General features: G+C 70.4%; 16 protein-coding genes. 13 read left to right on the forward strand and 3 right to left on the reverse strand.

The window, feature by feature from the left end; translation table 11 throughout:
* The first annotated feature begins 130 nt into the window (after window positions 1-130).
* From ACZ7L0_RS10375 to pgi, 8 genes are all read left to right on the forward strand, one after another.
* Complete coding sequence (locus ACZ7L0_RS10375; protein ID WP_471242012.1) at window positions 131-3,085, forward strand: M14 family metallopeptidase; 2,955 nt, start codon at window positions 131-133, stop codon at window positions 3,083-3,085.
* Between the two features lie 248 nt (window positions 3,086-3,333).
* The gene (gap, locus tag ACZ7L0_RS10380; RefSeq protein WP_471242013.1) at window positions 3,334-4,341 is read left to right on the forward strand and encodes a type I glyceraldehyde-3-phosphate dehydrogenase; all 1,008 of its coding nucleotides are present in this window, start codon (window positions 3,334-3,336) and stop codon (window positions 4,339-4,341) included.
* A 137-nt stretch (window positions 4,342-4,478) separates the two neighbouring features.
* Window positions 4,479-5,690, forward strand: coding sequence for a phosphoglycerate kinase (locus ACZ7L0_RS10385; RefSeq protein WP_471242014.1), 1,212 nt, complete (start codon window positions 4,479-4,481; stop codon window positions 5,688-5,690).
* Between the two features lie 6 nt (window positions 5,691-5,696).
* On the forward strand, window positions 5,697-6,473 hold the full coding sequence (tpiA, locus tag ACZ7L0_RS10390; protein WP_471242015.1) for a triose-phosphate isomerase: 777 nt from the start codon (window positions 5,697-5,699) through the stop codon (window positions 6,471-6,473).
* Between the two features lie 114 nt (window positions 6,474-6,587).
* Complete coding sequence (gene secG / locus ACZ7L0_RS10395) at window positions 6,588-6,818, forward strand: preprotein translocase subunit SecG (RefSeq protein ID WP_388384486.1); 231 nt, start codon at window positions 6,588-6,590, stop codon at window positions 6,816-6,818.
* Between the two features lie 213 nt (window positions 6,819-7,031).
* On the forward strand, window positions 7,032-7,367 hold the full coding sequence (locus ACZ7L0_RS10400; protein WP_003976875.1) for an RNA polymerase-binding protein RbpA: 336 nt from the start codon (window positions 7,032-7,034) through the stop codon (window positions 7,365-7,367).
* Window positions 7,368-7,489: 122 nt separating this feature from the next.
* Complete coding sequence (locus tag ACZ7L0_RS10405; protein WP_471242016.1) at window positions 7,490-8,758, forward strand: MFS transporter; 1,269 nt, start codon at window positions 7,490-7,492, stop codon at window positions 8,756-8,758.
* A gap of 73 nt (window positions 8,759-8,831) precedes the next feature.
* Window positions 8,832-10,484 (forward strand): glucose-6-phosphate isomerase, encoded by a 1,653-nt coding sequence (gene pgi, locus ACZ7L0_RS10410; RefSeq protein ID WP_471242017.1) that lies wholly within the window; start codon window positions 8,832-8,834, stop codon window positions 10,482-10,484.
* A gap of 207 nt (window positions 10,485-10,691) precedes the next feature.
* On the opposite strand, the gene ACZ7L0_RS10415 is transcribed toward pgi, so the two are convergent.
* The 3 genes from ACZ7L0_RS10415 to ACZ7L0_RS10425 are packed head-to-tail and all read right to left on the reverse strand — an operon-like array spanning window position 10,692 to window position 14,255.
* Window positions 10,692-12,974 carry an ABC transporter permease gene (locus ACZ7L0_RS10415; protein WP_471242018.1) on the reverse strand — a complete coding sequence of 761 codons (2,283 nt, stop codon included), beginning with the start codon at window positions 12,972-12,974 and terminating at the stop codon, window positions 10,692-10,694.
* A 7-nt stretch (window positions 12,975-12,981) separates the two neighbouring features.
* Window positions 12,982-13,743 (reverse strand): ABC transporter ATP-binding protein, encoded by a 762-nt coding sequence (locus tag ACZ7L0_RS10420; protein ID WP_471242019.1) that lies wholly within the window; start codon window positions 13,741-13,743, stop codon window positions 12,982-12,984.
* Window positions 13,740-14,255, reverse strand: coding sequence for a PadR family transcriptional regulator (locus ACZ7L0_RS10425; RefSeq protein ID WP_471242020.1), 516 nt, complete (start codon window positions 14,253-14,255; stop codon window positions 13,740-13,742). Before ACZ7L0_RS10425 ends, ACZ7L0_RS10420 begins: the two co-directional genes overlap by 4 nt.
* Window positions 14,256-14,370: 115 nt before the next feature.
* Between ACZ7L0_RS10425 and ACZ7L0_RS10430 the strand changes: the two genes are divergently transcribed.
* The 5 genes from ACZ7L0_RS10430 (at window position 14,371) to ACZ7L0_RS10450 (ending at window position 21,042) form a co-directional block, all read left to right on the forward strand.
* Complete coding sequence (locus tag ACZ7L0_RS10430; RefSeq protein ID WP_471242021.1) at window positions 14,371-15,639, forward strand: ABC transporter substrate-binding protein; 1,269 nt, start codon at window positions 14,371-14,373, stop codon at window positions 15,637-15,639.
* A gap of 193 nt (window positions 15,640-15,832) precedes the next feature.
* Window positions 15,833-17,455, forward strand: a complete 1,623-nt coding sequence (locus tag ACZ7L0_RS10435) for a glycoside hydrolase family 13 protein (RefSeq protein WP_471242208.1) — start codon at window positions 15,833-15,835, stop codon at window positions 17,453-17,455.
* Between the two features lie 40 nt (window positions 17,456-17,495).
* Window positions 17,496-18,824, forward strand: coding sequence for an ABC transporter substrate-binding protein (locus tag ACZ7L0_RS10440; protein WP_471242022.1), 1,329 nt, complete (start codon window positions 17,496-17,498; stop codon window positions 18,822-18,824).
* 8 nt (window positions 18,825-18,832) lie between these two features.
* The gene (locus ACZ7L0_RS10445) at window positions 18,833-20,206 is read left to right on the forward strand and encodes an ABC transporter permease subunit (protein ID WP_471242023.1); all 1,374 of its coding nucleotides are present in this window, start codon (window positions 18,833-18,835) and stop codon (window positions 20,204-20,206) included.
* On the forward strand, window positions 20,203-21,042 hold the full coding sequence (locus tag ACZ7L0_RS10450) for a carbohydrate ABC transporter permease (RefSeq protein WP_471242024.1): 840 nt from the start codon (window positions 20,203-20,205) through the stop codon (window positions 21,040-21,042). Before ACZ7L0_RS10445 ends, ACZ7L0_RS10450 begins: the two co-directional genes overlap by 4 nt.
* Window positions 21,043-21,185 lie beyond the last annotated feature (143 nt).

The following is a 21,185-nucleotide window of genomic DNA, read 5'->3' on the forward strand; positions in this document are numbered from 1 at the left end:
TTCGGTGCCGACGGTCATTTGCGCCGTCGGCACCGTCGATCCCTGTCCTTGAGGCGCCCTTGACTCGATCATGAACTCTCATGAGCCTGGCATGGTTCGCCGCCGTGGCGAACCACTGCTAGGGGGGTACATGAGACACAGAGCGAGATCGATCCTCGCTGTCGGCGCGCTCCTGCTCGGCGGAGCCAGCCTCGCACCCATCGCCCAGGCACAGAGCGGGACTTCCCCTCAACCCGACCCGGACGAGGTCAAAGTCTTCCGCGCCGAAGTCACCCAGAAGCAGGTACCCCTGCTGCTCGAGGCAGGACAGGACGGCCACGAACTCGGCGAGGAGGTGACCGGCGCCGGCAAGCACGCCGTCGAGGTCTACCTCACCGACAAGCAGGCGAAGAAGCTCGAGAAGCAGGGCGTCGACCTCACCGAGCACACCCTTTCGGCCAGGGCGGAGAGCCGCGTCGAGGACGCCGCCCAGGGCGTGTTCCGCCCGTACAGCGGCAGCGGCGGCCTGAAGGAGGAGATCCTCCGGACCGGCCAGGAGAACCCCGGCCTCACCAAGGTCGAGTCCATCGGCAAGACGGTGGGCGGTCAGGACATCCTCGCGGTCAAACTGACCAAGAACGCGAAGCGGTCCAAGGACGGCTCCAAGCCCTCCGTGCTGTACATGTCCAACCAGCACGCGCGCGAGTGGATCACGCCGGAGATGACCCGGCGCCTGATGCACTATTACCTCGACCACTACAAGACGGACAAGCGGATCAAGAAGCTCGTCGACTCGACCGAGCTGTGGTTCGTGCTCTCGGCCAACCCCGACGGCTACGACTACACCTTCAAGAGCTCCGGCACCCGCCTGTGGCGCAAGAACCTGCGGGACGTCAACGGCGACGGCGTCATCTCCACCGGCGACGGCGTCGACCTCAACCGCAACTTCGCCTACAAGTGGGGCTACGACGACGAGGGTTCGTCCCCCAACGCCACCAGCGAGACCTACCGCGGCGCGAGCCCGGCGTCCGAGCCCGAGACCAAGGCGCTCGACGGCTTCGAGAAGCGCATCGACTTCAGGTACGGCATCAACTACCACTCCGCCGCCGAGCTCCTCCTCTACGGCGTCGGCTGGCAGGTCGCCACCCCGACCCCGGACGACGTCCTCTACAAGGCACTCGCCGGCACCCCGGACAACTCCGCGATCCCCGGCTACCACCCGCAGGTCTCCTCGGAGCTGTACACCACCAACGGCGAGGCGGACGGCCACGCCTCCAACGTCAACGGCATGGCGATGTTCACCCCGGAGATGTCGACCTGCCAGACCGCGTCGGACCTCGACCCGAACGACGCCTGGAAGGCCTCCGACTGCCGGTCGGTCTTCAACTTCCCCGACGACGAGAAGCTGATCCAGCAGGAGTTCACCAAGAACATCCCGTTCGCGATCTCCGTCGCCGAGACCGCCGCCCACCCCGACAAGCCGTCCTCCTCGGTCGGCCTGAAGGCCGCCGACTTCACCCCGGCGACGTTTTCCACCTCGTACTCGCGCGGCGCCGACCAGCAGGTCTCGGTCGTCGTCCGCAAATCGGTGCGGGACAAGAAGCTCAAGTACCGCGTCAACGGCGGCCGTACGCAGGACCGGGCGCTCAAGGCCTGGAAGGGCGGCGAGACCTACGGCGGTGACGACAACCTCTACTTCGACGCGTACCGGGCCAAGGTGCGGGACGGCGAGCCCGGCGACAAGGTCGAGGTGTGGTTCACCGGTAAGACGAAGAGCGGGAAGCACACCTTCAGCGCGCACTTCACCTACACCGTGGCCAAGCGGGTCAAGGCGGACACCCTCGTGGTCGCCGAGGAGGGCGCGGCCGCCACGCAGGCGCAGAAGTACGTGGACGCGCTCAAGGCGAACGGCCGCAAGGCGATCGTCTGGGACGTCGCCACGCGGGGAGCGCCCGACGCGCTCGGCGTGCTGAAGCACTTCCGCACGGTCGTCCACTACTCGGGCACGAGCGGCCCGGGCAACGCCACCCAGCTCCAGCTGCGCTCCTTCCTCAACGAGGGCGGCAAGCTGATCGAGGCGGGCGAGCTGGCCGGCGGCGACGTCGACCTCGGCGGCGGCACCCTGTCGGACGACTTCAGCCAGTACTACCTCGGCGCCTACTCGCGCACCTCGCTCGCCGGGGCCACCGGCTTCACCGGTTCCGGCAAGCTCGGCGGCTTCACCGCGGCCCTCGGCGGCGCGCCCGGCAACCCGCTGGACAAGGCCGGCACCTACGCGGTCACCTCCGACGAACTGTCCACCGCGACCTACCCGCAGTTCGCCAGCGCGGGCGCGGGCCAGTTCGCCGGGACCGCCAACCCGTACGGGCCGTACACGGGCTCGTACATGGCCGCGGCGGTGCACACCGACGACGCCTACAAGCGCCTCACCCGCACCGTCGACCTCACCGGTGTCGGCGCGGCCGCCAAGCCCACCCTGCGCACGCGTCTGCTGTGGGACACCGAGCCCGGCTACGACCACGCGGTGGTCGAGGCGCACACCACCGGCGCCGACGACTGGACGACGCTCCCGGAGGCGGGCGGGGCCACCTCCACGGCGGTGCCGAGCGAGTGCGAGGCCGGGTTCCTGGTGAACGAGCACCCGTGGCTGAAGCACTACCTGACCGTCGCGTCCGGCGGCTGCACCGCGACAGGCGCCACCGGCTCGTGGAACAGCCTCACCGGCGGCTCGGACGGCTGGCGTTCGGTCGACTTCGACCTCAGCGCCTACGCCGGGAAGTCGGTCGAGATCTCGATCGCCTACATCACCGACCCGGGCACCGGCGGCCACGGCGTCCTCGCTGACGACGCCTCGCTCGTGGTCGGCGGCACGGCGAAGGAGACCGAGGGCTTCGAGACGTCGCTGGGCGCCTGGAGCGTGACCGGACCGCCCCCGGGCAGCCCGGCGGCCCTGAAGGACTGGACGCGCACCGGAGCCCTGTTCAAGACGTACGGGGCGGTCACCACCGACCGATCCGTGCTGCTCGGCTTCGGCCTCGAACAGGTCCCTGCCGCGGCCGACCGGAAGGCCCTGGTGAAGAAGGCTCTGGCGGCACTCGACAAGTGAGCCGACGCGCTCACGAACGAGTGACTGGAGTGGAAATCCGGCACTGACACTCCCTGTCGAAACGGGGTGATTCCGGCGCAGAACCGGGGTGGTCCGTACCCCTACTGGCGGGTACGGACCGCCGTGCCGCGTATGAGGCATCTGGATGTCACCACCAAGGCCCCAGGGAGGTAGGGTCGGGGGTGGTCGGGGACATCCCATACAGCTCGCCGGTCTCGAAACCGGCGTACCAACGAGGAGATCGGTTCGTGACGATCCGCGTAGGCATCAACGGCTTTGGCCGCATCGGTCGTAACTACTTCCGCGCGCTGCTGGAGCAGGGTGCAGACATCGAGATCGTGGCTGTCAACGACCTGGGTGACACCGCGACCACCGCTCACCTGCTGAAGTACGACACCATCCTGGGACGCCTCAAGCAGGAGGTCACCCACACCGCCGACACGATCACCGTCGACGGCCACACCATCAAGGTGCTCTCCGAGCGCAACCCCGCCGACATCCCGTGGGGCGAGCTGGGCGTCGACATCGTCATCGAGTCGACCGGCATCTTCACCAAGAAGGAAGACGCCGCGAAGCACCTCGCCGGCGGCGCGAAGAAGGTCCTCATCTCGGCCCCGGCCAAGGACGAGGACATCACCATCGTGATGGGTGTGAACCAGGACAAGTACGACCCGGCGAACCACCACGTCATCTCCAACGCCTCCTGCACCACCAACTGTGTGGCGCCGATGGCGAAGGTCCTCGACGAGAACTTCGGCATCGTCAAGGGCCTGATGACGACGGTGCACGCGTACACGAACGACCAGCGCATCCTGGACTTCCCGCACAAGGACCTGCGCCGCGCCCGTGCCGCCGCCGAGAACATCATCCCGACCACCACCGGTGCCGCCAAGGCCACCGCCCTGGTCCTCCCGCAGCTGAAGGGCAAGCTGGACGGCATCGCCATGCGCGTCCCGGTCCCGACCGGCTCGGTCACCGACCTCGTGGTGGAGCTCGGCCGCGAGGTCACCAAGGAAGAGGTCAACGCCGCCTTCCAGAAGGCCGCCGAGGGTGAGCTGAAGGGGCTCCTCGACTACACCGAGGACCAGATCGTCTCCTCCGACATCGTCAACGCCCCGGCGTCCTGCACCTTCGACTCCTCCCTGACCATGGTCCAGGAGGGCAAGAACGTGAAGGTCATCGGTTGGTACGACAACGAGTGGGGCTACTCCAACCGCCTCGTCGACCTGACGGTCTTCGTCGGCAACCAGCTCTGATCGCCGAAGCAGGCACCTAGGTGTGAGCGCAGGGCTCGGGCAGCGCATGATCGTGCTGTCCGAGCCCTGACTCACGTACAGATCAGGCCCTCTTCACGAGCACGAGCATCACGAGCCCTCCTCAGGAGTCCCCCTCAATGAAGACGATCGACGAACTTCTCGCCGACGGCGTGGACGGCAAGCGGGTCTTCGTCCGCGCCGACCTCAACGTGCCGCTCTCCGACGGCACGATCACCGACGACGGCCGCATCCGCGCCGTCCTGCCCACCGTCAAGGCCCTCGCCGACGCCGGCGCCAAGGTGGTCGTCGCCTCCCACCTGGGCCGCCCCAAGGGCGCCCCGGACCCGGCCTTCTCCCTGGCCCCCGCCGCCTCGCGACTCGGTGAACTCCTCGGCTCGCCCGTGGCGTTCGCGACCGACACGGTCGGCGAGTCCGCCCGCTCCACCGTCGCGGGCCTGACCGGCGGCCAGGTCGCCGTCATCGAGAACCTGCGCTTCAACACCGGCGAGACCAGCAAGGACGACGCCGAGCGCGGCGCCTTCGCCGACCGGCTCGCCGAGCTCGCCGACGTGTACGTCGGCGACGGCTTCGGCGCGGTCCACCGGGGGCACGCCTCCGTGTACGACCTCCCGGCCCGCCTGCCGCACTACGCCGGCTACCTCATCGCCACCGAGGTCGGCGTCCTGAAGAAGCTCACCGAGGACGTGGGGCGCCCCTACGTCGTCGCGCTCGGCGGCGCCAAGGTCTCCGACAAGCTCGCCGTCATCGACCAGCTGCTCGGCAAGGCCGACCGCCTGCTCATCGGCGGCGGCATGGCCTACACCTTCCTCAAGGCCAAGGGCTACGAGGTCGGCATCTCCCTCCTCCAGGAGGACCAGGTCCCGGTCGTCACCGAGTACATGGCGCGCGCCGAGAAGCAGGGCGTGGAGCTCGTGCTCCCCGTCGACGTCGTGGTCTCCCGGGAGTTCCCGGACCTGAAGGCCAAGGCGCCCACCGAGCACACCGTGGTCGACGCGGACAAGATCCCCGCCGACCAGGAGGGCCTGGACATCGGCCCCAAGACCCGCGAGCTGTACGCCACGAAGCTCGCCGACGCAGCGACCGTCTTCTGGAACGGTCCGATGGGCGTCTTCGAGCACCCCGACTACGCCGAGGGCACCAAGGCGGTCGCCCAGGCCCTCGTCGACTCGAACGGCTTCACCGTCGTCGGTGGCGGTGACTCCGCCGCGGCCGTGCGTACGCTCGGCTTCGACGAGAACGCTTTCGGCCACATCTCGACCGGTGGCGGCGCCTCCCTCGAATACCTCGAGGGCAAGACGCTCCCCGGCCTCGCCGCACTGGAGGACTGACCCCGCATGACCACTCGTACGCCGCTGATGGCGGGCAACTGGAAGATGAACCTCAACCACCTCGAGGCCATCGCCCACGTCCAGAAGCTCGCCTTCGCCCTCGCGGACAAGGACTACGAGGCCGTCGAGGTCGCCGTCCTGCCGCCCTTCACCGACCTGCGCTCCGTGCAGACCCTGGTCGACGGCGACAAGCTGAAGATCCAGTACGGCGCCCAGGACCTCTCGGCACACGACTCGGGCGCCTACACCGGCGAGATCTCGGGCTCGATGCTGGCCAAGCTGAAGTGCACGTTCGTGGTCGTCGGCCACTCCGAGCGCCGGCAGTACCACAACGAGACCGACGAGCTCGTGAACGCCAAGGTCAAGGCCGCCTACCGGCACGGCTTGACCCCCATCCTGTGCGTCGGCGAGGAGCTGGACGTCCGCGAGGCGGGCAACCACGTCTCGCACACCCTCGCCCAGGTCGAGGGCGGTCTGCGGGACCTCCCGGCCGACCAGGCCGAGACCATCGTGATCGCCTACGAGCCCGTCTGGGCCATCGGCACCGGCAAGGTCTGCGGCGCCGAGGACGCCCAGGAGGTCTGCGCCGCCATCCGCGGCAAGATCGCCGAGCTGTACTCACAGGACGTGGCCGACAAGGTCCGCGTCCAGTACGGCGGCTCCGTGAAGTCCGGCAACGTGGCCGAGATCATGGCCCAGGCCGACATCGACGGCGCCCTGGTCGGCGGCGCTTCGCTGGACGCGGACGAGTTCGTCAAGATCGTGCGCTTCCGCGATCAGTGAGCCGGGCTGTGAGTATGCGGTAACGGCGATTCGTCGTACCCTTGCGGGGGCATGGCCGTGGTGCTGTGCCCCCGTCGTCCATCCGAATCCGAGGAAGTTGGTCCAGCCGTGGTTTTGGGGTTCTCGATCGCCCTGATCGTCTTCAGCCTGCTGATGATGCTGCTGGTGCTGATGCACAAGGGAAAGGGCGGCGGCCTCTCCGACATGTTCGGTGGCGGCATGCAGTCCTCCGTCGGCGGCTCCTCGGTCGCCGAGCGCAACCTGGACCGGATCACCATCGTGGTCGGTCTGCTGTGGTTCGCGTGCATCGTCGTCCTCGGCCTGCTGATGAAGACGAACAGCTGATCAGCCTCTCACAAGTACACACATTCCATACGTAAGGCCCCATGTTCGGTACGCGCCCCTGAGCGCGGCCTATCATGGGGCTTGCGTCTGCAGAGCGGGGGATTTGTAACTCCAATCACTGGACGCGCGTTGGGCCTTACGTAGACTGAGGCGCTCGCGGCGAAGCGAAACGCCGACTCGCTTCGCGGCACCATCACGCAGGGAGTTACGACCGTGGCAAGTGGCAACGCGATCCGGGGAAGCCGGGTCGGGGCGGGGCCGATGGGCGAGGCCGAGCGCGGCGAGTCTGCGCCGCGTCTGCGCATCTCCTTCTGGTGCTCCAACGGGCACGAGACCCAGCCCAGCTTCGCCAGCGACGCGCAGGTGCCCGAGACCTGGGACTGCCCGCGCTGTGGCTTCCCGGCCGGCCAGGACCGGGACAACCCGCCGGACCCGCCGCGCACCGAGCCCTACAAGACGCACCTCGCGTACGTCCGGGAGCGGCGCAGCGACGCGGACGGCGAGGCGATCCTCGCCGAGGCGCTCGCCAAACTGCGGGGCGAGATCTAGGAGTTGACAACCGGCCGGGTGCCCGCGGGCGCCTGGCCGGAGCCGTTTCGGCCGGTCACCGCCGACCGATTGTCAGTGGTGCCCTCTACGGTTTGTGCATCGGCGAACCGCGAGGGGGAGTTGTGGCGACGGTCGAGACCGCGGGCGGGGCCGCGCCCGCGTGGCGCGGGGGATTCGGACGGCTGTGGACGGCCGCCGTGGTCTCCCGGTTCGGGGACGCGTTACGGACCTCCGCGCTGCCCCTGCTCGCCGTGCGCCTCACCGACGACCCGCTCGTCATCGCATCCGTGACCGCCTGCGGGTACGTTCCGTGGCTGCTGTTCGGGCTGCTCGGCGGCGCCGTCGCGGACCGGGTGGACCAGCGGCGGGCGATGTGGGCGGTGGACACGGTACGAGGTCTGCTCGTCGCCGGTTTCGCCCTCGCCGTGGGACTCGGACACGCCTCGATCCCGCTGCTGCTCGCCCTCGCCTTCGCGCTGACCACCCTCCAGACGCTCTTCGACAACGCCGCCACGGCCCTCCTCCCGTCCCTCGTGGACCGCGAGGCGCTGGGCGGCGCCAACGCCCGCCTGATGACCGGCCAGCAGCTAGCCGGCGGCCTGCTGGCGGGTCCCTTCGTGCCGCTGCTGCTGACTGTGGGGGCCTGTGTGCCGTTCGCGGCCGACGCGGGCACCTACCTGGTCGCCGCCTCCCTCGTGGCCTCCCTGCGCACCCGCCCGCCCGAGCGGGAACCGCGCCCGGCGGGCAGCACCCTGCGGGCGGAGATCGGCGAGGGCCTGCGCACGCTGTGGCAGGACCGGGCACTGCGCGCGACCTGCGTGGCCACACTGCTGTGCAACATCGGCATGGGCGCCCTGATCGCCACACTGGTGCTGCACGTGACGCGCTGGCTGGACGCGGGCAGCGCGGGATACGCCGCCGCCATGACGGCGTACGCGGCGGGCAGCCTCCTCGGCGGCTTCGTCGCCCAGCGGATCGCCCGGCGAACCGGGCGGGTCGGCGCCCTGCTGACCGCGGGTGCCGTCCAGACGTCGTCTTTCGTGCTCATGGGCACCGTCCGGCACCTCGGCGCGCTCCTCGCCGGCATGCTGCTGCTCGGCGCGATGAACATGGTGTGGAACGTCAACCAGGTCACGCTGATGCAGCAACGCGGCCCCGCCTCCATGGTGGGCCGCATCGCCGCCGCCTTCCGCACCGCCTCGACCTCCGGCGCCCCGCTCGGCGCGCTCCTCGGCGGAGCCGTGGCCCGGGCGTACGGGCTGAACGGGCCCGCCCTGCTGGCGGCCGTGCTCTTCGCCCTCGCCGTCACCTCGTTGATACCCGCGCGTACGCCGGACGTACCTGTTGTTGCCTCGGACGACGGCGCCACGACCGTTCACGTCAGAGACTGATCAACTAGGTTGGAACCGGCAGCGGGGCAAGGTACGCAGCAGGGACAGGTAGGAAAGAAGGCTGAAGTCCGAAATGAACGCAGACGGCCGTACCAGGCTCAACCAGACGCCCGAGTGGACCGCTTTGGCCAAGCACCGGGAGGAACTCGCCGACACCCATCTGCGGGACCTGTTCGCCGCCGACGCGGGGCGCGGCGCCGGGTACACCCTCCAGGTCGGTGACCTGTACGTCGACTACTCCAAGCAGCTGGTCACCGACGAGACGCTGCGGCTGCTGCGCGAGCTGGCCGCCGCCACCGACGTCTTCGGCCTGCGGGACGCCATGTTCCGGGGCGAGAAGATCAACACGACCGAGAACCGGGCGGTCCTGCACGTGGCGCTGCGCGCGGCGCGCGACGCGGTGATCGAGGTCGACGGGGAGAACGTCGTCCCCGCGGTGCACGCCGTGCTCGACAAGATGAGCGACTTCGCCGAGCGCGTGCGCTCGGGTGAGTGGACGGGCCACACGGGCAGGCGCATCCGGAACGTGGTCAACATCGGCATCGGCGGCTCCGACCTCGGCCCGGCGATGGCGTACGAGGTGCTGCGCAGCTACACCGACCGCGGCCTCACGGTCCGCTTCGTGTCGAACGTGGACGGCGCGGACCTGCACGAGGCGACCCGTGACCTGGACGCGGCGGAGACGCTGTTCGTCATCGCGTCGAAGACCTTCACCACCATCGAGACCATCACCAACGCCACCTCGGCCCGCGAGTGGCTGCTGAGCGAGCTGAACGCCGGTCAGGAGGCCGTCGCCAAGCACTTCGTGGCGCTGTCGACGAACGCCGAGAAGGTCGCCGACTTCGGCATCGACACGGCCAACATGTTCGAGTTCTGGGACTGGGTCGGCGGGCGGTACTCGTACGACTCGGCGATCGGGCTGTCGCTGATGATCGCCATCGGGCCGGACCGCTTCCGGGAGATGCTCGACGGTTTCCGGATCGTCGACGAGCACTTCAGGACCGCGCCCGCCGAGTCCAACGTGCCGCTGCTGCTGGGGCTGTTGGGGGTCTGGTACAACAACTTCCACGACGCCCAGTCGCACGCGGTGCTGCCCTACAGCCACTATCTGTCCAAGTTCACCGCCTACTTGCAACAGCTGGACATGGAGTCCAACGGCAAGTACGTCGCGCGGGACGGGCAGGAGGCCGAGTGGCAGACCGGGCCGGTGGTGTGGGGGACGCCGGGCACCAACGGGCAGCACGCCTACTACCAGCTCATCCACCAGGGTACGAAGCTGATCCCGGCGGACTTCATCGGCTTCGCCGAGCCGGTCGCCGAGCTCCGTGACGAGCTCAAGGCGCAGCACGACCTGCTCATGGCCAACTTCTTCGCCCAGACGCAGGCGCTGGCCTTCGGCAAGACGGCGGAGGAGGTGCGAGGTGAAGGGGTGCCGGAGGAGTTGGTGCCGCACAAGACCTTCAAGGGCAACCGGCCGACGACGACGATCCTCGCGCGTGAGCTGACGCCGTCCGTGCTCGGGCAGCTCGTCGCTCTGTACGAGCACAAGGTGTTCGTCCAGGGCGCGATCTGGAACATCGACTCCTTCGACCAGTGGGGCGTGGAGCTGGGCAAGGTCCTCGCCAAGCGGGTCGAGCCCGCGCTGACGGAGGGGGCGGAGGTGCCGGGGCTGGATGCGTCGACCAAGGCGCTGGTTGCCAAGTATCGGGCGCTGCGGGGGCGTTGACGGGGGGTTTGCCCACCCGCCCGCCCGACTCGGTGGGTCGAGAGGTGGCCCTCGCCCTGGGGCTCCGCCCCAGACCCCGGCGGGGGCTGCGCCCCCTGCGCCCCGCCTGGGTTGCGGTTTCCTACCCCCGTGGGCTGCGTCTTCCTACACCCCGCCTGGGCTGTCCCCCCTACGCCCCCTGCCCCCGCCGCCAAGCGACCGCCTGCCTCACGTCACCGCGCTCAACGTGTCCGCCAGTCTCCGTCTGGCCGCCCGGCCTGCGGGTAGGGCGGTCAGGGCGGCGGCGCCCAGTACTGCTGCTGTGCTGAACAGCAGGAGGAGGAGGGGGGAGGGGGCCTGTGCGATGCCGGCGCCGATGCCGCTGGAGTGGCCCTGGGTGTTGATGAGCCAGTGGGCCAGGGGTAGGCCGAGTGCCGTGCCGGCCAGGACTGCGGCGAGGGCGGTGCAGCTTGTGGCTGTGATGGTGATCGCGGTGATCTGGCGTGGGGACATGCCGATCGCCTTGAGGGCGAGCAGGTCCCGCTCGCTCTCGCGGATGGTGCCGCCAATCGCGGTGAGCAGCTCGATCAGGCCGATGAGGGCCAGGACGGCGATCAGTCCGGCGACGACTGCGCGCAGGGGGGAGAGGCCGTCGGCCGGGTTCGTCACGGCGTGGACGTCCAGGTGGCCGCGGCCGGCCGTGGTGAGGTCGGCGGCGACCCGGTCGTGGTCGGTGCCCGGGCGCAGGCGCAGCTGGTAGAGGGCGGGGGACAGCCGGGGGTCGTTCTCGCGGAGGGTGTCCAGAGAGGTGGAGATGACCCGGCCGGCGTTCTCCGGTTCGATGCTGCGGCCGACGATGTGGAAGATCTGCGGCTGGTCGCCGACGGTCATCCGGACCCAGTCGCCGACGTGCGCGTCCAGCAGGTCGAGCAGGCCCTGGCCGGCCACCGCCTCGTCGGGGCCGGTGGCGGGGCGGCCCGCGGCGAGCGTGTAGGGGTAGGGGGCCTGGCGGGTGCCCAGGCCTCGCAGGGCGATGGTGGCTGTCTGGCCCGGGACCAGGGCGGCGACCTCGACGCCCGGGTAGACGGCGGAGACGCGTGGGTCGCGGTCCAGCAGGGTCCGGGTCTCCGCGTCGCTCATGCCGCTGTCCGCGCGGACGGTGAGCGCCGCCGGCAGGCCCATCCGCTCCGGGCTGCTGTGGAAGCGGTCGATGGTGGTCCAGGCGCTCATCGCCACCACGATCAGCAGCAGGGGCAGCGCCAGCCGCCCGATCGTGGCGAGCGTGCGCGGGCGGCGGGTGAAGGCGTTGTGCCAGCCCAGGACGAGCGCGGGCGGCAGACGCAGACCGAGGGCCCGGCGCGCCACGCCCGTCAGCCGTCCACCGCCGGCGGCGGCGGGACGCGGCACCGGCACCGGCGGCACCCGCCCCGCCCGCCAGGCCGCGAGCCCGGTGACCGCGCCGATGAACAGCACCGCGCCCACCGGCACCGCGAACAGGGCGACCGTGTGTCCCGGCAGCCCCTGCCACACGCCGACCGCGTCGCCGAGCCGCCCGGGGATCCGGGTGCCCAGTCCCTGGGTCAGCGCGGCGGCGGCCACGGCGCCGAGCAGGGCGTAGGCCACATGCTGGAGCAGGAAGATCCGCACGACCTGGGCGGGCGTGAAGCCGATCGCCTTCAGAACCGAGATGTCCCGCAGATGGCCGCGGATGCGGGTGCCGATCGCGCCGTGCACCGCGAACCCGGCGGCGAGCAACGCACCGAGCCCGAACAGGCCCAGCACCTGGCCGAGCAGCCGGTTGTCGCCCTGTGCCTCGGCCCGCGCCTGCTGCCAGGTGGACACCTCGCCGACCGCGCCGGCGCCCAGCACGGTGACGGCGCGCTGGACCGCGTAGTCCGTGTCCCCGGGATCGGTCAGGCGCAGCCCGGTCACCCGGCCGCCCGGGTCGCGCACGGCGGACGGCAGGGCCCAGACCAGGCCGGGCTGCTCGCCCGGCCGGTAGCGCGGCTCCGCGCTGTCGGCGACGCCCACCACGGTCAGCGTCCGCGCGGTGCCCGGCAGGGTGAGCCGGTCCCCGGGCTCGGCCAGCAGCGCCCGGGCGAGGCGGCTCTCCAGGACCACACCGTCCGGGTCCCGGGATTCGAGCCAGTGGCCGGAGGCGAGCAGTGGGCGGCCCACGGCGGGCTTCTCGGACGTACCGCGCAGTTCGACGGAGGCGCGGGTGCCGCGCGAGGAGACGGTGGCGGACTCGGTGGGGTAGGGCCCGGCGACCGACTCGACGCCGTCCAGCGTGGCGAGGCGGCCCGGGTCGGCGGACTCCACCGTGTGAATCCACACATGGGCGCCCCGGGACTGCGTGAAGACCCGCTGCCAGGGGTTGGTCGCATAGCCGAACAGCGCCGTGGCCAGCAGCAGCGAGGCGACGATGCCGGCGGTGGCGAGCACGATGAACAGCGCCTCGCCGCGATGCGTACGCAGATCGGAGTGCGCCCAGCGCAGGGTGGCCCGCATCGGTCGCTCAGTCCCTCAGTTCCAGCACACCCGAGACACCCGGCAGCCCCGCGCCCCGCCGCGCCGGCGCCCCGTCCAGCTCCGCGTCGTCGGCGATCCGCCCGTCGAAGAAGCTGATGACGCGGTCCGCGGCGCTCGCCAGCCGGGCGTCATGGGTGACGAGCACGATGCTCTGCCCGCGCTGGTGGAAGCGGGAGAGCAGCCGCATCACCTCGCGGGTGCCCTTGCTGTCCAGGCTGCCGGCGGGCTCGTCGGCGAGCAGCAGCGGCGGATGGTTGACCAGGGCGCGGGCGAGCGCGACCCGCTGCTGCTCGCCGCCGGACAGCTCGCCCGGCATGCTGCGCTCCTTGCCCTCCAGGCCCAGCTCCGCGAGGAGCTCCTCGCGCTCGGCGCGCGCCTGCTTCGGCGAGCGGCCGACCAGCAGCGCGGGCAGCTCGACGTTGTCGGCGACCGACAGGTTGGAGACCAGGTTGAAGAACTGGAAGACGATCCCGATGCGCTTGCGGCGTTCCTCGGCCCAGCGCGCCTCGCTGTAGCCGTCCGTGCACCGGCCGTCCAGCCAGATGCTGCCCTCGTCGGGCCGCTGCAGTCCGCCGAGCAGATGCAGCAGTGTCGACTTGCCCGCCCCGGACGGACCGGTGACGGCCACGAACTCGCCCTCCCGCACGGACAGACCGACCCCGCGCACGGCACGGGCGGGCGCGCCCTCGCCGTAGTGGGTCTTGACCAGGCCCTCGGCCCGCAGCAGAGGAGTGGGGCTCTCGCTCACTCCAGCTCCTCCAGTTCCTCCTGGCACCGCTCCAGCCAGTCGAGATCGGCCTGCAGATGCAGCATCGCGCCCTCGATCAGCAGATGGGCGATTCGGTTGTCCCGGGTTTCGGCCGCGGCCAGCTTCGACAGATTGCGCATGGTGTTGAGGTACTGGCGCCGTTGCTTGTTGATGAGGGCGATCTGCTCGGCGAGACCGGTCTGCGGGGCGAGGGCGAGTTTCATGAAGAACTCGTCCCGGACCCGTGGCTCGTCCTCGGTCTCCTCGTACCAGGCGCGCAGCGCCTCACGCCCGGCGTCGGTGAGGTGGTAGATCTTCTTGTTGGGCCGGCTGGACTGCTCGACCTCCTCGCCCTCGATCAGTCCCGACTTCTCGAGGCGGCCGAGGGTCACATAGATCTGGCCGACGTTCGGCTGAGGGTACGCGGAGCCCAGCAGTTGCTCAAGGTCCTGCTTCAGCTCGTAGCCGTGGGCGGGGCTGCGCGCGAGCAGTGCCAGGAGGGGCAGCCGCACTCTTCCTCCGTCGTTGTAATGTGCTCCAGGCCCTAGTATCGCCCATACCTAACAGGTATACATGGCCTCTGACCCCGGGCGAGGGTGCCCGGTGCCGGTGTACAGGGAGGAACCTATGCGGTGGATACGCGCCGCCGGTAGGGGCCTTCTCGTCCTCGTCGTGATCATGACCGGGTACGTCGCCTCCGGCGTCCGCGCCGACGAGGGGAGCGCCGACGGCCGCGGCCCGCTCACCCTGGCCACCGCCGGGGACCTCACCGGCTATCTCGGCCCCCTGCTGGAGGGCTGGAACCGCACCCACCCCGGTGAGAAGGTCACGCTCGTCGAGCTGCCGGACTCCGCCGACGAGACCCACGCGCAGATGACCACCGACCTGCGCGACGGCGACCGCAGCCGGTTCGACGTGCTCAACATCGACGTCAGCTGGACCTCCGAGTTCGCCGCCGCCGGGTGGATACGGCCGCTGCCCCGCGACCGTTTCCCGCGCGGCACCTTCCTGCCGGGGGTCGTCGACACGGCCACCTACGACGGCCGGCTGTACGCCGTCCCGTACGTCACCAACGCCGGGCTGCTCCTGTACCGCAAGGACGTCCTCGCCAAGGAGGGCGTCCCGCCGCCGCGCACCTGGAGCGAGCTGGAGCACGACGCCAGGACCATCGCGCCGAAGTACGGGCTCGACGGCTACGCCGGCCAGTTCCTGCCGTACGAGGGCCTCACCGTCAACGCGGCCGAGGCCGTGTACTCGGCGGGCGGCTCGATCCTCGGCGACGAGGGCCAGCGCGTCACCGTGAACTCCTCGGCCGCCGAGGGCATCGGATTCCTGGCGCGCGGCTTCCGTGAGGGCTGGATCCCCAAGGCGGCGCTGACGTACAAGGAGGAGGAGTCCAAACAGGCCTTCCAGGACGGCCATCTGCTCTTCCTGCGCAACTGGCCCTACGCGTACGCCGTCGCCTCGGCCAAGGGCTCCAAGGTCGCCGGGAAGATCGGCGCCGTACCGCTGCCCGGGCCCGACGGGCCGGGCAGGAGTGTCCTGGGCGGCTCGAACCTGGCGGTCAACACACACGCCCGGCACCCGGATTCGGCCGCGCGCCTCATCGCGTATCTGACCAGTGAGCCCGTCCAGCGCCAGGTCCTCACGCGCGGCGCGCTGCCGCCCGTACGCGCCGCGCTGTACGAGGATCCCGGGCTCATCCGGAAGTTCCCGTATCTGCCGACCCTGCGCGCCGCCGTGCGCGGGGCCGCGCCACGCCCCAAGAGCCCGCACTACGACCAGGTCAGCCTGGTGGTCCAGGCGGTCGTGTACGACGCGCTGACCGGGCGGGAGACGCCCGAGGCCGCGGTGCGGCGGCTGGCGCGCGAGCTGGCGGCGATCTCCCACCGCTAGACCCTCCTACTTACTTGTTAGGTAACGCGGACGTCTCATCTGGGTCCGCTGCGCCCTTGTATGTCCGAGTTTAACCCTCCAACTCCCCAGTAGTTTCCCGTCAACTCGTTGACACCCTCGCGACACGCCTACCTAACATGCATGCATAACCGTTAGCACGCACAGACAGGTCAACGGGGTGAGTCCTCAGCGCATCCGCACCCACCACTGGTGGCGCGACGCAGTGATCTACCAGGTGTACGTCCGCAGCTTCCTGGACAGCACCGGTGACGGCATCGGCGATCTGGCCGGGGTCCGCGCCGGGCTGCCGTATCTGAAGAAGCTCGGTGTCGACGGGATCTGGCTGAGCCCCTTCTACCCCTCGCCGCAGCACGACCACGGCTACGACGTGGCCGACTACTGCGGTGTCGACCCGCTCTTCGGCGACCTCGCCGAGTTCGACCTGCTGATGGCGGCGGCCCGGCGGCTCGGCGTCAAGGTGCTGCTGGACATCGTGCCCAACCACTGCTCCAGCGAGCACCCGTGGTTCCGTGAGGCGCTCGCCTCCCCGCCCGGCAGCCCGGCCCGCGCCCGCTTCCACTTCGCCGACGGCCGCGGCCCCGACGGCTCCGAGCCGCCCAACAACTGGCACGCCATGTTCGGCGGCCCGGCCTGGACCCGGGTCACCGAGGCCGACGGCCGCCCCGGCCAGTGGTACCTGCACATGTTCACGCCCGAGCAGCCCGACTGGAACTGGCGCCACCCCGAGGTCCCCGCCGAGTTCGACCGCGTCCTGCGCTTCTGGCTGGACCGGGGCGTCGACGGCTTCCGCATCGACGTGGCCGCCGGCCTCTTCAAGCACCCCGAGCTGCCCGACTCCCCGGACCCGGAGGCCGACGCCCGCACCCGCGACTCGGTCAACCCGCTCGCCTGGAACCAGCCCGAGGTGCACGACGTGTGGCGGCACTGGCGCGCGGTGTGCGAGGAGTACACCGCCCGCGACGGCCACGAGCGGCTGCTGGTCGGCGAGGTGTCCGTGCCGAGCGCCCGCGAACACGCGCAGTACGTCCGCCCGGACGAGCTCCACCAGGCCTTCTTCTTCGACCTGCTCAGCGCCCCCTGGGACCCCGACGCCTTCCGCAAGGTCATCTCGGAGGCCATGGCGGACATCGCCGGCACCGGCTCGACGGTCACCTGGGTCCTCAACAACCACGACCAGGTCCGCACCGTCACCCGCTACGGCGAACCCGCCACCGAGGGCAGCGGCCTGGGCACCGCCCGCGCCCGCGCCGCCGCGCTGCTGATGCTGGCCCTGCCCGGAGCCGCGTACATCTACCAGGGCGAGGAACTGGGCCTGCCCGAGGTCGTCGACCTGCCGGACGACGTGCTCACCGACCCGATCTTCCACCGCACCGGCAGCCGCGCCCGCATCCGCGACGGCTGCCGGGTGCCGCTGCCGTGGTCCGGGCAGGCCTCCCCGTTCGGCTTCACCTCCGGCGCCGAGAGCGCCAAGCCGTGGCTGCCGCAGCCCGAGTACTTCGCCGAGTACGCCACCGACCGCGCCCTCGCCGACACCCGCTCCTTCTGGCACCTGTACCGCGACGGCCTCCAACTGCGGGCCGCGCTGCCCCAGCTGGGCGAGGGCTCGCTGCGCTGGCTGGACACCCCGCCGGGCGTCCTCGGCTTCGTCCGCGGCGACGGCCTGGTCTGCGCCGTCAACTTCGGTACGGCGCCCACGCCCGCACCGGTCTCCGGGACCCCCCTGCTGTCCAGCGGCCCGTGCCCGGCCGGGGTCCTCCCCGGTTCCACGGCCGCCTGGTGGATCAACGACCTCTGACCGCCCCGTCAACTCCCCACCCCCCGAAGGGACATCAACGATGATGCGACGACGTACCACCCTGCTCAGCAGCTGCACCGCCCTCGCCCTGGCGCTCGGCGCGACCGCGTGCGGAGGCGGCGATCCGGTCTCCGCCGGAGGCGGCGACAAGGCGCTCAGCGGCCAGACCGTCACCGTGGCCGGCGTCTGGTCCGGCAGCGAGCAGAAGAACTTCCAGAAGGTGCTGGACGCGTTCAGCGCGAAGACCGGCGCCAAGACGCAGTTCGTGTCCACCGGCGACAACGTCTCCACCGTCGTCGGCAGCAAGATCGAGGGCGGCAACGCACCCGACGTCGTGATGGTCCCGCAGGTCGGCGTGCTCCAGCAGTTCGCGAAGAAGGGCTGGCTCAAGCCGCTGTCCGCCACCACCCGGAAGTCCGTGGACGCCGGCTACGCGCCCGTCTGGAAGAAGTACGGCAGCGTCGACGGCACCCTCTACGGCCTGTACTTCAAGGCCGCCCACAAGTCGACCGTCTGGTACAGCCCCGACGCCCTCGCGCAGGCGGGTGTCAAGCCGCCCACGACGTACGACGCCATGCTGAAGGCCGGGCACACCGTCTCCGACTCCGGGCTCGCGGCCTTCGCGGTCGCCGGGCAGGACGGCTGGACCCTGACCGACTGGTTCGAGAACATCTACCTCTCCCAGGCCGGCCCCGAGAAGTACGACGCCCTCGCCGCCCACAAGCTCAAGTGGACCGACGCCAGTGTGGTCAAGGCCCTCACCACGCTCGGCAAGCTCTTCAAGGACAAGCAGCTGATCGCGGGAGGCCAGAAGGAGGCCCTCAACACCGACTTCCCCGGCTCGGTGGAGAAGGTGTTCGGACCCAAGCCCGAGGCGGGGATGGTGTACGAGGGCGACTTCGTCGCCGGGGTCGCCCACGACCAGTTCGGCAGGAGCATCGGCAAGGACGCGGACTTCTTCCCGTTCCCGGCGGTCGGCGGCGGCAAGGCACCGGTCGTCAGCGGCGGTGACGCGGCGGTCGTCCTCAAGGACGCCAAGAACGGCAAGGCCGGCATGAAGCTCCTGGAGTACCTGGCCACCCCCGAGGCCGCGGCCGTGTGGGCGAAGGCGGGCGGCTTCCTCTCCCCGAACAAGGAGCTCGACCTCGCCTCCTACGGCGACGACGTCACCCGTGCCACCGCCAAGTCCCTGATCGCGGCGGGCGACTCGGTCCGCTTCGACATGTCCGACCAGGCACCCGCCTCCTTCGGCGGCACCAAGGGCGTGGGTGAGTGGAAGCTGCTGCAGGACTTCCTGCGCGACCCCTCGAACCCGAAGGGGACCGCGGCCGAGCTGGAGACCGCGGCGGCCAAGGCGTACCAGGACTGAGCCGACAGATGACCGCCACCACACTCGTGAAGGAGCAAGGGGCGAGCCCCCCGCCGCCGCGCGGCACGCTCGCCGAGCGCGCACGGCGCTCGCGGCGGCGCGGCCGGATCATCGCCCTGCTCTTCGTCTTCCCCGCGCTGCTCCTGCTCGGCGCGCTCGTCGTCTACCCGGTGCTGTTCTCCGTCGGCCGCAGCTTCTTCGACGCCTCCGGCACCCGCTTCGTCGGCGGCGAGAACTACACCGAGATGTTCCGCGACCCGGCCACGCTCAACGCCATCCGCAACACCACCATCTGGGTGGTCGTGGCCCCGGCCCTGCTGACCGGACTCGGCCTGATCCTCGCCGTCCTGGTGGAGAAGGTCCGCTGGGCCACCGCGTTCAAGCTGCTGCTGTTCATGCCGATGGCCGTGTCCTTCCTCGCGGCCGGGATCATCTTCCGGCTCGCCTACGACGAGGATCCCGACAAGGGCGTGCTGAACGCCGCCGTGGTCTCGGTGCACGACGCCTTCCAGGGCACGTCGTCGTACCCGACGGCACGGGCCCGTACGGGAGGGGACCTGACCCAGGGCCGCGACGGCTCGTACACGACGACCGGGGCCGTCTCACCGGGCGACTCGGTGACGCTCCCGATGGTCGGCGTCCTGCCCAAGGACCTGCCCGAGGGCGCCGCGCCCGCCTACCCGGCGGCCGGGAAGAAGACCGCGGCCGGTGACCTGCGCGGCGTCGTCTACCTGGACTTCACGCCCGGCGGAGGAGGCACGCAGGGCAGGGTCGACCGGCGGGAGAGCGGACTGCCCGGGATGAAGGTCGAGGCGGTGCGCGGCGGGAAGACGGTCGCGAGCGCGACGACCGCGTCCGACGGCTCCTTCCGCTTCGCCGGGCTGCCCACGGGCTCGTACAGCGTGAAGCTGCCGGAGTCCAACTTCGCGCCGCCCTACCAGGGCGTCTCCTGGCTCGGCCCGACGCTGGTCACCCCGGCGATCATCGGCGCGTACCTGTGGATCTGGACCGGATTCGCGATGGTGCTGATCGGCGCGGGCCTCGCGACCCTGCCCCGGGACACGCTGGAGGCGGCCCGGATGGACGGGGCCAACGAGTGGCAGATCTTCCGCCGCATCACGGTCCCGCTGCTCGCCCCCGTGCTCACCGTCGTCTTCATCACCCTGGTGATCAACGTGATGAAGGTCTTCGACCTCGTCTACATCATCGCGCCCGGACCAGTGCAGGAGGACGCGACCGTGCTGGCGACCCAGATGTGGCTGGTGTCCTTCGGCGGCGGCAACAACCAGGGCCTCGGCAGCGCGCTGGGCGTACTGCTCCTGCTGCTGGTGATTCCCGCGATGGTCTTCAACGTCCGCCGTTTCCGAAGGAGTCAGCGATGAACGCGGTCAGGCGGGGCCTCGGCAACGGGCTGGTGCAGGCCTTCCTGGTGGTGATCGGCCTGGTTTGGCTGACCCCGCTGGCGGGACTGTTCCTCTCCTCGCTGCGGTCGGCGCAGGACACCGCCAAGGGCGGCTGGTGGACGGCGCTGGCCAGTCCCGGGCAGCTGTCCTTCGACAACTACTCGGCGCTGCTGAAGAACGCCGGGATGACCCAGGCCTTCTGGAACACGGTGCTGATCTCGGTGCCCGCGACAACCCTCGTCGTGGTCATCGCGGCCCTCGCCGGATACGCCTTCGCCTGGCTGGACTTCCCGCTGCGCGAACCGCTCTTCCTGCTGGTGGTCGCCCTGTTGGTGGTGCCCGTGCAGATCGGCCTGCTGCCGGTAGCCAAACTCTTCGGGCAGCTGGGGCTGTTCGGCACGATCCCCGGTGTGGTCCTCTTCCACGTCGCCTACGGTCTGCCGTTCGCGGTGTTCCTGCTGCGCAACTACTTCGCCGAGATGCCGAAGGAGATGCTGGAGGCGGCCCGGATGGACGGGGGCAGCGAGTGGCGCATCTTCACCCGCCTCGTGCTGCCCGTGGGCCGGCCCGCCATCGCCAGCCTCGCCATCTTCCAGTTCCTGTGGGTCTGGAACGACATGCTGGTGGCCCTGCTGTTCGCCGACAGCTCCTCGCAGCCGCTGACCGTGCAGCTCCAGTCCCAGATCCGGCAGTTCGGCAGCAACATCGACGTGCTGGCACCCGGCGCGTTCCTGTCGCTGATCGTGCCGGTGGTGGTGTTCTTCGCCTTCCAGCGGCACTTCGTGCAGGGAGTGATGGCGGGGTCCGTGAAGTAGAGCGCCTGGGAAAGCGGAAGGAAGAAGGAGCGAGGGGCGGCGCGGGGAATCCCCGCGCCGCCCCCCCCTCCCTCCCCTTCCCCCGCTCCCCCTGAAACAAGGGGACACAACAACCCAAGAAAGGTGGGGGGCCCCGCCCCGCC

It is taken from the genome of Streptomyces sp. NPDC039424 (genome assembly GCF_055639495.1).